At 33.6% G+C, this 12164-nt stretch carries 4 protein-coding genes and 7 pseudogenes; all 11 read left to right on the top strand.

What is annotated here, in order from left to right; all coding sequences use genetic code 11:
* Positions 1 to 243: 243 nt before the first annotated feature.
* The 11 genes and pseudogenes from BRE_RS05740 to BRE_RS05785 all read left to right on the top strand — a co-directional run bounded on the left by BRE_RS05740 (position 244) and on the right by BRE_RS05785 (position 10799).
* Complete coding sequence (locus BRE_RS05740) at positions 244 to 855, top strand: Vsp/OspC family lipoprotein (protein ID WP_012539589.1); 612 nt, start codon at positions 244 to 246, stop codon at positions 853 to 855.
* Positions 856 to 1276: 421 nt separating this feature from the next.
* Positions 1277 to 2209: pseudogene (locus tag BRE_RS05745) on the top strand (variable large family protein); the annotation flags it as partial.
* 271 nt (positions 2210 to 2480) lie between these two features.
* Entirely contained in the window at positions 2481 to 3479 is a 999-nt protein-coding gene (locus BRE_RS05750) for a variable large family protein (RefSeq protein ID WP_049752038.1), read from the top strand.
* Positions 3480 to 3598: 119 nt separating this feature from the next.
* Positions 3599 to 3826 carry a hypothetical protein gene (locus tag BRE_RS06885; RefSeq protein WP_198004643.1) on the top strand — a complete coding sequence of 76 codons (228 nt, stop codon included), beginning with the start codon at positions 3599 to 3601 and terminating at the stop codon, positions 3824 to 3826.
* On the top strand, positions 3757 to 4338 hold the full coding sequence (locus BRE_RS05755; RefSeq protein WP_012539591.1) for a Vsp/OspC family lipoprotein: 582 nt from the start codon (positions 3757 to 3759) through the stop codon (positions 4336 to 4338). The genes BRE_RS06885 and BRE_RS05755 overlap by 70 nt, the downstream gene beginning before the upstream one ends.
* A 574-nt stretch (positions 4339 to 4912) precedes the next feature.
* Positions 4913 to 5664: pseudogene (locus tag BRE_RS05760) on the top strand (variable large family protein); the annotation flags it as partial.
* Between the two features lie 184 nt (positions 5665 to 5848).
* A pseudogene (locus BRE_RS05765) lies at positions 5849 to 6694 on the top strand (variable large family protein); the annotation flags it as partial.
* A gap of 167 nt (positions 6695 to 6861) precedes the next feature.
* Positions 6862 to 7883, top strand: a pseudogene (locus BRE_RS05770) (variable large family protein).
* Positions 7884 to 8103: 220 nt separating this feature from the next.
* Positions 8104 to 8381, top strand: a pseudogene (locus BRE_RS06160) (variable large family protein); the annotation flags it as partial.
* A gap of 215 nt (positions 8382 to 8596) precedes the next feature.
* Positions 8597 to 9555: pseudogene (locus BRE_RS05780) on the top strand (variable large family protein).
* 150 nt (positions 9556 to 9705) lie between these two features.
* Positions 9706 to 10799 (top strand): annotated as a pseudogene (locus BRE_RS05785) (variable large family protein).
* Positions 10800 to 12164: the final 1365 nt, after the last annotated feature.

The raw sequence follows: 12164 nt of genomic DNA on the forward strand, positions 1-12164 counted from the left end.
GAAAAATAATTAGTTAAGAGGGCTTCTTTTGCTCTCTTTTTTTATTTGCGGTATTATATGTGTTATATAAATAATATTCATATAAATTATTATTTTTAACTTTTTTTTGTTTCCTTAGTAGAAGAGCAGATAAACAAACAAGGAGGCGAAGGAATTGAAGAAAGGAAAAATAGTAGGGAAAAGAGAGGTATAAGAAAGAGAGGATGAGAGAAGGAAAAGAGTTGTGGGAGTAATAATGGGGATATGGTGGTGGTGATGGTGATGGGATGTAATAGTGGGGGAGTATCTGGGGGAGAGGAAGGGCAAGCAAAGAAGGGAGATGGGAGTGTAATAGATTTAAAGGTAGTGGGAGAGAAGATAAAGAGTGCGGTGGAGTTTGTGGAAAAAGTAAAGGAAGTGCATACTTTAGTTAAGTCGGTTGATGAGCTGGCTAAAGCTATAGGAAAGAAAGTTGGAGCTGCTGGTCTTGGTGATATAGCTGATCATAATGGATCATTAATTGCAGGAGCATATAGTGTGATAGAAGCTGTGGATGCTAAATTGGCAACGTTGGCAGGAAAAGTGGGACTTTCTAGTGATTTAAGTACAAAGGTTAATGATGCTAAAGTTAAAAGTACAGCGTTTTTAAATAAATTGAAGAGTTCTACTGCTGAATTTGACAAAGAAGGTGCTAGTGATGCTGATTCGAAGAAGGCTCTTCTTAAAGATAATGCTGATAAAACTAAGGGGAGAGATGAGCTTGATAAACTAAATACATCAATTGATATTTTGATGGCTAGTTCTAAAAAGGAATTAGATGATTCAATTAAAAATCTTATAGAAGAACCTGTAAGACCTGATACTGTTGGGAATTGATAAGTAGTTAATACAATCTTATAAGAATATATTAAGATTAGTTTTTTGATTGAAGGGTAAGTAATTGGAGAAATAAGGTTAATAAATTTAAAGCTGAGAGTATGGTACTCTTAGTTTTTGTTTTTTTATTAGTTAATGTGAAATTTTTAGTTTTCTTTATCTTTTCTACAGTAAAACAATAAGATAAATCTGATGATGGTATTAAGCAGGAGGGATAGCTTTACGTTCATTAGTAAAAGGTGGTAAATGAGCCTCACATAGTAGTGATGATGGCAAAGTATCACAATTAGTAGAATTAAGTGCAGTAAATAAATTCTTACTTTACTTTCTAAAATACATTCTTTACTATCTTCTTCACTATTTCTTCTACTACTCCCAATAATTGGATAAGGCAAGAGATCCAAAAATAGTAGGAAAGTAGGGAGAAGTGCAGGGGGATGCATTTTATTCATTTTTAGAGTTAGTGTCAGGGAGTTTGGGATTTAGTGTAAATAAAGAAACAAAGAAGAATGAGGTAGGAGAATATTTTAATAAATTAGGTGTTAAATTAGGAGAAGCGTCAGCAGAATTAGAGAAAGTAGCAGTAAAGGCATCGGCAGATGTTGATAAAGAAGGTGTATTAAATAAGGGAATAAGAGCGGCAGTTGATACTGCTAAGACTACTTTAAGCGGATTAAAAGGGCATTTAGAGTCATTGGAGGGGATAGGAGGTGATAAGAAGGTAATTGATGTAGCAAAGAACCAGAATGGAGTGGCAGCAAGTACAGAGGAATTAAAGAAAGCATATAAAGCATTAAAAGGGATAGTTGAGATAGCTACTAAACAAGGAGTTAAAGAAGCAAGTGCAAGTGATGTTACATTGGGTCAAGCATCAATAGGAGTAGATGCAAAAAGTGGAGCCAAGGTATTAACTACGGGAGCTAATGCAGGAGCAGCAGTGGGAGAAAAAGCGGCATTGATAGTGTCCTCAGTGAGGGGAGAGGAGATGTTAGCATCAATAGTTAATTTAACAGAAGATAAAGCTAAGAAAATAACAGCTAATGCAACCGCAGAGACAACCCCATTGGAATTTGCAGTAGGAGGAAGTACTGCGGATAATTTAGCACAAGATGTAGTTAAAGCAGGAGCAGTGGCAGGAGGGATAGCATTGCGAGCATTGGTTAAAGAGGGTAAATTGGCTACACATAATGATGATAACGATTATAAAGCAGTACAGTCATCAGGAGTGAGTGCGGTAAATAAATTATTAGTAGCAGTAGAAAAAATGGTGAAGAAGACAGTAAAGAATGTAATTGAGGGAGTGAAGAAAGAAGTGGATAAGGCAAGAGATCCAAAAGCATCAGGGAATCAGTAATATTTATATAGTTGAAAATAATTAGGTAGAAATATTAGTGAAGAGAGCAATAAAGCTCTCTTTTTTGTATTTCCGGTATTTTGTATGTTATATAAAAGCCCCATTTGCTTATTTTTTGTTTTTAAAGAAAAGCTATAAAAAAAAGTAAAACAAGGAGGTGAAGAAGATGAAAGAAGAGGGAATAAAAGGAATAAGAGGAATAAGAGGAATAAAAGGGAAGGAAGAATTGGGAAAAAAAGAGGGGAGAAGGAATAATAGAATAGTATTGGGGATGATGATGGTGATGATGGGATGTAATAGTGGGGGAGTAAGTGGAGGAGTAAGGGATCCAGAGAAAGTGTTTTTGAGTGAGATGGTTAATTTAGGGAAAGGATTTTTAGATGTTTTTGTGAGTTTTGGCGATATGATTACAGGGACATTGGGGATAAAGGCAGATACAAAGAAAAGTGAGATAGGTGGATATTTTACTAAGATAGCAGAGACAATGAAAGGAGTTAGAGAGAAATTAGGGAAGATTTTGGAAGAGAATGGGAAATATGAGAAAGTGAAAGAGAAGGTAGAGGAATTTATTGGGGAGATAGGTAAGATTGAGGCAGGAGCACAAGAAGCAGCGAAAGGAGCTACAGGTGAAGCTATAGGAAATGCTGCTTCTGCTGGGCATGGAGCTACTCCTGCCAATAGAGAATCGGTTGTTTCATTAGTAAAAGGAATTAAGATAATTGTTGATGTGGTATTGAAAGGTAAGGGAAATGCGGAAGCAACGAAAACAGGGGATGATAAAAAGGATATAGGTAATCTATTTGCTGATGATAATGGTAAGGGTGATGCCAAAGAAGAAAATATTGCAAAAGCATCAGCAAGTATTGGTGCGGTGATCGGAGCTGATATTCTTCAAGCTATAGCTAAGTCAAAGGAAGATCCTAAAGATTATGCTACTGATGGAATTGAGAAAGCAACAGATGCAGCAGAGATTGCAATTGCTAAAGCTGTTAATGCAAAGAAAGAGATTAAAGAGGAATCAGCAAAGAAAGATGCGGTGATAGCAGCAGGGATAGCATTGAGAGGGATGGCAAAAGATGGTAAATTTGCGGCTAATCAGAGTGCTAAAGATGCAAATGCAGTAAATGGAGCGGTAGCAAGTGCAGTAAATAAGGTGTTAAGTACATTGACAATAGCGATAAGGAATACAGTGGATTTGGGATTAAAGGAAATAAATAAGGTATTGGGAGAGATTAAGGAAGGAGAAGGTTTTGAGGTTAAGACTAATTAATAGATGAATTATATTGAATATAGTAAAATTATTAGATAAGAATGCTGATAAAGAGAGCACTAATGAAGCTCTCTTTTTTTTGAGTGTATTATATAAATCATATTTTTTCCTTCTAATCCTTGGGAGAAAAGCTAAAAAGTAAGAAAAAACAAGGAGGCGAAGAAAATGAGAAGAGAGAAGGAATAGAAGGGGAAGTAAAAGGGAAGAGAGGGATAGAGAGAGGGAAGAGAGAGAGGAGAGTAAAAGGGATAGTGATGGTGATGGTGATGATAGTGAGATGGGATGTAATAGTGGGGGAGTTGGAGAGGGAAGTCAAGCAAAAGCGACTAAGGCAGATGGGAGTGTAATAGATTTAAAGGTAGTAAGTAAAAAGATAAAAGATGCGGTGGAGTTTGCGGAGAAAGTAAAGGAAGTGCATGTTTTAGTTAAGTCGGTTGACGAGTTGGCTAAAGCTATAGGCAAAAAGATTGATGCTAATGGTAGTCTTGCTGCTGAAGCTGGTCAAAATGGATCGTTAATTGCAGGAGTGCATAGTGTAATATCAGCTGTAAACACTAAGTTAAAAGGATTAGAAACAACAGATAACATTTCTGATGAATTGAAAGGAAAGATTGTTGCTGTTGAAACAGAAGGTAAGGCATTCTTGGATAAGTTGAAAAGTGGTAATGCTGAACTTGGTAAAAAAGATGCTTCTGATGATGATACAAAGAAAGCTATAGATAGAATTGGTAAAAAGGATGGTGATAAAGGAGTTGCTGAATTGATTAAGCTTAATACGGCGATCGATGCATTGTTAAAGCTTTCTACAGATGCAGTAGAAGCATCAATAGGAGAACTTACAGTTAAGCCTGCTGTGTAAAATAACTGAATAAATGCCAAGATATTCAAGAATAATAGCTTGAAGAAAATAAATAAAGTTAATAGAGATAAAGATACTGGGAGTAATCTCTTGGTATCTTTTATTTTATAGTGTGTTAAATAGAGATATATTGCTTTATATGATTAATTTTATTATTTGTGGTTTTATGAAAATGTTCTAGTGAAAAATATTCAGTTTATTGTATAAAATTGTACATATAAAAAACAAAAAAATAAGCTTTAATCTTTATCATGGAATAAGCTAGTCATTTAAAATTATTTAATTTCATATATAGTTGCAATTATAATATAGCATAATAATACACAAAAGCTATGTTAATAGTTATTTTTTTAAATAAAAAGAGTCAATGATAAATATATGGTAATAAAATTAATCATTAGTTTTTATATAGATATTTTTATGAATTTTTGTTTATTCGTTTATTAATTGTTTATTAGTTTTTGTATGGTTTGTTAATTTAAAGATTAAAGGTTAATAAATCAGGGAAAAGAAGAGTAAAGAGTTATTGATGGGAGTAATGGTGAATTCAGTAAAAAGTAAATGAAATGCTGTAGTGGCAGAGAATGGTGACTATCCAAAAGTGAAAGAAGTAGTTGAGCAATTTATTATTGGGATGTTAGACAAAATTGCGGAAGGAGCACAGGAAGCAGCGAAAGGTGCTACTGGCACTAGTAGTGAATTAATTGGGAGTGCTATTAAAATTCTGGTGCTACGCCTTCCAAAGCGGATTCCATAAACACATTAGTTAGAGGAATTAAGGCAATTGTTGATGTATTGTTAAAGGAGCAAGGAAATGCAGATGCTAATAAGATTGCAGATGATGATAAAAAGGATATCGGTAAATTGTTTAGTACTACTGCTAATGATGCAACAGAAGCAGTAGCAGCCAAGGCAAGTGCATCAATAGGGGTAGTAAGTGGTGCTGACATATTACAAGCTATTGCTAAGTCTGGTGATGTTTCTACTGTTGGTGATATTAAAATTAATGAAGCAAAAAATGCTGCTGAGATTGCTGCTGCTAATAAAGCTGATACTAAAGAGGCTAAACAAAAAGATACAGTTATTGCAGAAGGTATAGCGTTACGGATAATGACTAAAGATGGTAAATTAGCTGCTAAGGATGAAGATAAAGTTGCATCTGCGATAAATGGAGCAGCATTAAGTGCAGTAAGTAAGACATTGAATACTCTAGTAATTGCAATAAGAAATAGTGTTGATAGTGGATTAAAAAAGATAAATGAAAGATTGGCTACAATTAAGCAAGAAGATAAGGCATCAGAAGCAGCTGTTGTGCAACAACAATAAATAAATGTAGATAAAGATCTGTAAGATAAAAAGTTATTTAAATGAAATATTTCTCTCATTTTTGGTGAGGCATATCAGGGAGAGATGTTTTCTTTTGAAATTAACCGATTTCAATATGTTTTTGTGAAGGATTCATTTTGTTTATTTGTTTATTCAACTAATCTAAAATTTAAACTTGAATAAAAGGGTAGGAGAACATTTTAAGAAGGTCGGAGAAGGACTTACAACAACTAAGAATAAGTTAAACGAGTTAAAAGTTAAAATATCTGAAGTTAAGAATGTTGATGGGAGCACAATTAAAATTGTTGAGGATGCGATTAAAGGAACAAATGATGTTTTTGATAAATTAATTGCGGCATTATTTAAACTTGCTGGTGTAATTAATGATGGTAGTCCAATTGGTGATGTTAATTTTAGTGGTGCTCCTACATCAGCTGATAAGGATGGAGTTGAGGCAATTGTTGTAGAATTTAAAAAAATAATTGAGACTGCTACTAAGTCTGGTATAAAGATTAATACTGGTGATGCTGGTGCTAAAGTGGATAATGGCAATGGAATGAAGGTAGTGGTTCACAATTCTCAAGCTGATGCTGGTGCTGGTCCTAAATTAGCAGATGAAATAGCTAAAGCAGATCTATGGGCAATGATTGATAAGATTAAAAATGCTAAAATGGATGGGAATGCTTTTGATGCTGCTAGTGCAGAGGCTGGTGCACTTGCTTTTGGTGGTAATACTCAGAATGATAATGGTACTGAAAAGACTAATGCTGACTTAGCAGCTGCGGTAGCTCTTAAGGCAATGGTTAAAAAGGGTAAGTTTGATTCTCAGGCTAATGAAGTTGTAGAGGTTAAAGCAGCAGGAGTAAGTGCGGTAAATAAGGTATTAGGGATATTGGATATAATAATTAAGAAAACAGTAACAAATAATTTATAGAAAGTAAGAGAAGTATTTCAAGGAATAAAATATTCTGATACTAGTGGGAGTGAGGCTAGTCAATCTGATGCTACTCACACTACAGCTCCTAAATAAACAATATAAACGGTGATTAATAAATTAAATTATTTATCGCTGTATTCGTCTTATTTTTTTGTCTTACTAAACTTAGAAGAAAGTCAAATAAAAATAAAAATAAAATAAGGAAGCGAAAAGAATGAAGAGAGGGAAAAAAGTAGAGGGGGAAAAGAAGAGTAATATTAATGATGGTGGTGGTGATGGGATGTAATAGTGGGGGAGTAGCAGGAGGAGAAGGAGGAACAGGAGGAGACGGGGAGAGGATTAAGTGGCGCAATGATGGAAGTAGGGAGGAGTGCAGAGAATGCATTTTATGCATTTTTAGAGTTAGTGTCGGATGTATTGGGATTTAATGTGAACACAACTACAAAGAAAGAGGATGTAGGAGGATATTTTAACAGCCTAGGTGTGAAACTTGGAAAAGCATCAGAAGACTTAGAAGAAGTAGCAAAAAAATCAGCAGATAGTTCTAAATTTCAGGAAATTAGAGGGGCAGTTGATGAGGCTAAGGCTTACTTTAAGCAAATTAAAAGGGCATGTAGAATCTTTAGGACAAGTTGGCGATACTAATGTAGTAGGTTATGCAAATAATGTTCAGGGTACAGGAACAGCTCCAGACGATGCTCAGTTAAAAGAAATGTTTAGGGCATTAAAAGGAATAGTGAAGATAGCAACAGATGTGGGTGTTAAAGCATTAGAAGCTGGAGCTACAACATTAACAGTAAATGGAGTAGATAATAAGGATGGAGCTAAGATATTGGCTACAAGTGGTGGTAATCCAGCAGCGACAGATGCAGGTAAAGCCGCAATAATATTAGCAGCAGTAAGTGGAGAGGAAATTTTAAAATCAATAATTGAATCACAAGAAAGTGATGCAGCACTAACAGCTAATGCAGATGGAAATACAACTTCATTGAAATTTGCTAAAGGAGGATCAGATGCTCATCTATCAAATAGTGCTAATCCAAAAGCCGCAGCAGTAGCAGGGGGAATAGCTTTACGTTCATTGGTTAAGACAGGTAAACTAGGAGCAGGCGCGGCAGCTAATAATGCAGGAGGAGAGAAAGAAGTACAAAGAGTAGGAGCAACTGCAGTAAATAAGTTATTAGTAGCAGTAGAAGGTGTGATTAAGAAGACAGTAAAGAATATTCTTGAGAAAGCAAAAGAAAAAATAGATGAAGCAAGAAAGCCAAAAACATCAGAGTAGTAAATAAGACAAATATCTAGAATTAGATTATTTAGGAATAAGATTGGAAGGTAAGCTTAGAGATGTATCTAGGTTTCCTTCTTTTTTGTTGTAAGGAAAAGAAGGAAGCACGTGTAATAAGGAATAAAATAAAAAACATAAAAGCGATAATAATAACTTTATTTTTAATAATAGGATGTAATGGCTTTAGCTAAGGGTACTACTGTTGCTAATGATGATCAACGTAAAAAAAGATGCATTTATTGCAGGAGGAATAGCATTGAGAGGGATGGCAAAAGAAGGGAAATTTATTGTAAAGGAGATTGAGGATAGGAAAACAGGCGCTGAATCTGCAAAGGGAGCAGCAGCAAAAGCAGTAAATAAGGTATTAAGTACATTGATTATAGGATTATAGCGATCAGGAATAAACAGGAATAAAGTGGATGAAGGATTAAAGGAGATTAATAAAGTGTTAGGAGAGATTAAGAAGGAGAAGGTTCTGAAGTTAAGGTTAATTAATAGGTGAATTATTATGTAGTGAGATATATTAAAGTTATTAGATAAGAAGGTTAGAAAGGGAACAAAGAAACTCTCTTTTTTTATTTGCAGTATTGTATGTGTTATATAAATTATATTGTATATAAGTCATCTTTTTTTGCTTCTGTTATTCCAAGATCTCGCTTTTTTAAAGCTATAAAAAGGCGAGAAAAAAGAAAAACAAGGAGGCGAAAAGAATGAAAAGAGGAATAAAAGGAGAGATGATAAATAGAGTGATGATAATGATGATGGTGGTGGTGGTGATGGGATGTAATAGTGGGGGTAGAGATCCAGAGAAAGTATTTTTGAGTGAGATGGTAAATTTAGGGAAAGGATTTTTGGACGTTTTTGTAAGTTTTGGCGATATGATTACAGGGACATTGGGGATAAAGGCAGAAACAAAGAAAAGCGATATTGGGGCATATTTTACTAAGATTGAGAATACTATGAAGATAGTGAAAGGTAAATTAAGTAAAATTTTAGAAGAACATGGAAGTTATGAGAAAGTGAAAGGTAAGGTAGAGGAATTTATTGGAAGGATAGGGAAGATTGAAGAAGGAGCAAAGGAAGCAGCTAGTGGTGCTATTGGTGATGTAATAGGGAATGCTAAGAAAGGTGAAAATGCTAAACCAGCAGAAGCAGCAGGAAGTGTTAATAAATTAGTAAAAGGAATTAGAGAAATAGTTGAGGTGGTTTTAAAGAAGGGAGAAGGAGATCCAAATGCTACTAAAACCGGAGAAACAGAGCAAAAATCAATAGGTAAGTAAGTGGATCTGATATATTACAAGCTATTGCTCATTCTGATAATGTTACTGCGGAAGTTGGAATTGAACAAGCAAAGAATGCAGCAGAGATTGCTATTGCTAAATCTGAGGCTTCTAAAGAGATTAAAGAGGAATCAGCAAAGAAAGATGCAGTAATAGCAGGAGGTATAGCATTAAGAGGAATGGCAAAAGATGGTAAGTTTGTGGCTAAAAGTGATGAGGATAAATCAGCTAATGCAATCAATGGAGCAGTGGCAAGTGCGATAAATAAGGTGTTAAGTACGTTGACAATAGCAATCAGGAATACAGTGGATGAGGGATTGAAAGGGATTAATGAAATATTAGGAGGAATTAAACAAGGAGAGAATCCTGTTGCTAAAGTTAGTGAATAAGAGAAATTAATAATATTTATAATATAACTTGAGGTAATTAGTTAAGAGAGCTTATTTAGCTCTCTTTTTTATTTGCCAATATTAAAGCATCTTTTTTTTCTTTTAATCCTTAGAAGAAAGTCAAATAAAAAAAACAAGGAGGCGAAAAGGATGAAGATAGGAATAAAAGGTGAGATGATAAATAGAGTAAATAGAGTGATGATAATGATGATAGTAGTGGTGGTGATGGGATGTAATAGTGGGGGAGTAGCAGAAAAGGAGAAGGGACAGGAGGAGGAGACGGGAGAGGATTAAGTGGAGCAATGATGGAAGTAGGGAGAAGTGCAGAGAGGGCATTTTATGCATTTATAGAGTTAATGTCAGATGTATTGGGATTTACTGCGAAAGTGGATACAAAGAAGAGTGATGTAGGAAATTATTTTAATAGTCTAGGTGTTAAATTAGGAGAAGCGATGAAAGAGTTGGAAGAGGTAGCAAAAAAATCAGAGGTAGGTGTTGGGAAAGAGGAAGAATCAAAGGATGAAAAGAATGCAATTAGAGAAGCAGTTGATGCAGCTAAGGGAGTTTTAGATACATTAAAAGGACATTTAGAATCTTTGGGTAAGGTAGGTGATGCAAGTGTAGTAGGTGATGCAGCATCTAATGCCCAAGGAGTAGCAGCAAATACAGATGAATTGAAAAAAGCATATAGTGCATTAAAAGGGATAGTGGATACATCTGTTGAAAAAGGTGTTGAAAAGCCAAAAGCGGGAGATGTAGCAGTAAAAGTAGGGAGTGCAGATAATAAGGAAGGAGCTAAAATTTTAGCAGCAGGAGCTAATGCAGGAGCAGCAGTGGGAGAAAAAGCAGCAGCAATAGTATCATCAGTAAGTGGAAAAGAAATATTGGCAGCTATTGTTAAGTCAGGAGAAGGAGATGCAGCTGAAGCAATAGCAGCAAATGTAGATGGCACTACAAGTGCACTAAAGTTTGCTAAAGGAGGTCCTGTAGCTAATTTAGCACAAGGGACGGCGTTAGCAGGTGCAGTGAGTGGGGGAATAGTTTTACGCTCTTTGGTTAAGGGTGGTAAATTGGCTGCTAATGATAATGATGATGATAAAGTAGTACAATCAGTGGGAATAAGTGCAGTAAATAAACTGTTAGTAGCAGTAGAAGATATAATTAAAAAGACAGTAAAGAATGTGCTTGGAACAGCAAAACAAAAAATAGATGAAGCAAGAGTTTCAAAAAAAGAAAGTCAATAAAATAATAGTAATATTTAAATTACTTAAAAGTAATATTAGAAGACAAGCTAGAAACTAGTTTAGTTTGCCTTCTTTTTTGTTGTAAAGAAAGATAAGAAGTGAAATGTAGTTAAAAAAATTTAAATGAGTTGACGTTGCTCTAAAAATATGAAAATAAGGGGGAGAAGTAATGCAGGTTTTACTAAGAGTTTCATTTTTGATAAAATTCAGTTGGTAAGTTTTGTCCACTAAGAAAGATAATTATAAAACTTTAAAGGTTGAATCGGCTAAGGTAAATGTTTCAATTGGAGCTGGAATATTAAGAGCTATTGCTAACTTTGTTAAAGTTAAATTTTAATAATATTGAGGTAGCTAAAGATATTGTAAGTATTGCTATCTTATAATAATTTATTCATATTTATTAATCAAAGATTTGTCTTGTCTTTAGTACGATATTTATGCCATTAAAATTAAAAGAAGTAAAATTACTCTTCTATATATCTTATATATAAAAAATACATGAAACTTACGAAGAATCAATATCTTGCATACTAATATAGTATTTAGGGTTTGTTATTAAGTAAAATAAGTGAATTTAGTTGATGTTCACGATACGAAGATATTAGAAAAGATTTGTTTTTGTATTTTGTGAGTTTTTTTATAGGAAATAATACCCATTTGTTTTAGATTTAGGTTAATGTATGATTTGAGAGTATGTATGTCTTTGTTAGAGTTTTGCTCAAGAAAAGAAGATTCAATTAGATTAGCAATAGTAGACTGTAATTCATTATTGTTATTTTTAAAAATAGTAAATTTGCAGTATTATGTATACGTAAATTTTCAAATGAATTAATAAAAATTAAGTTTTCAAGACTATTTAGTGAAGTAGGTTTACTTACAAGTTTGATACTTTTGTATTTTGGATGTTTTAAAATGGATTCATAAAAGTAAGAATTGTCCTTTTTGTTTAGAGATTGAAGAATAATAGAATAAATATATTCTAAATGTTTAGTAGTTATATTAGCAAGAAATAATTTTTTGAGAATACGATTAAGTTTTATATAAATAATATTATAGTATCATGTGTATAATTAGTGATAGTAAAATTTTTTTTGGTGAATTGAGATAATGGAATACCAGAAGAAAGCAAGATGCCTATTGCTTTAAGTTCTGTACTATTTGATATTAAGATATGATTTGTACAAAAATTAACAATTTCTTTAGAATTTATTTCAATTATATTATTTGTACTATTGTTAAATATGATTTCATCATTTTTTTGATGTTTGATTTTTTAAAAAATTTTTTTATACTAATCATTTTAAATAAATATAGATCTGTTTTTAAAAAATAGTAAACTTTGTATTTTTTTGGGTACTTTCCGAG

It is taken from the genome of Borrelia recurrentis A1 (assembly GCF_000019705.1).
Classification (GTDB): Bacteria; Spirochaetota; Spirochaetia; order Borreliales; family Borreliaceae; genus Borrelia; species Borrelia duttonii.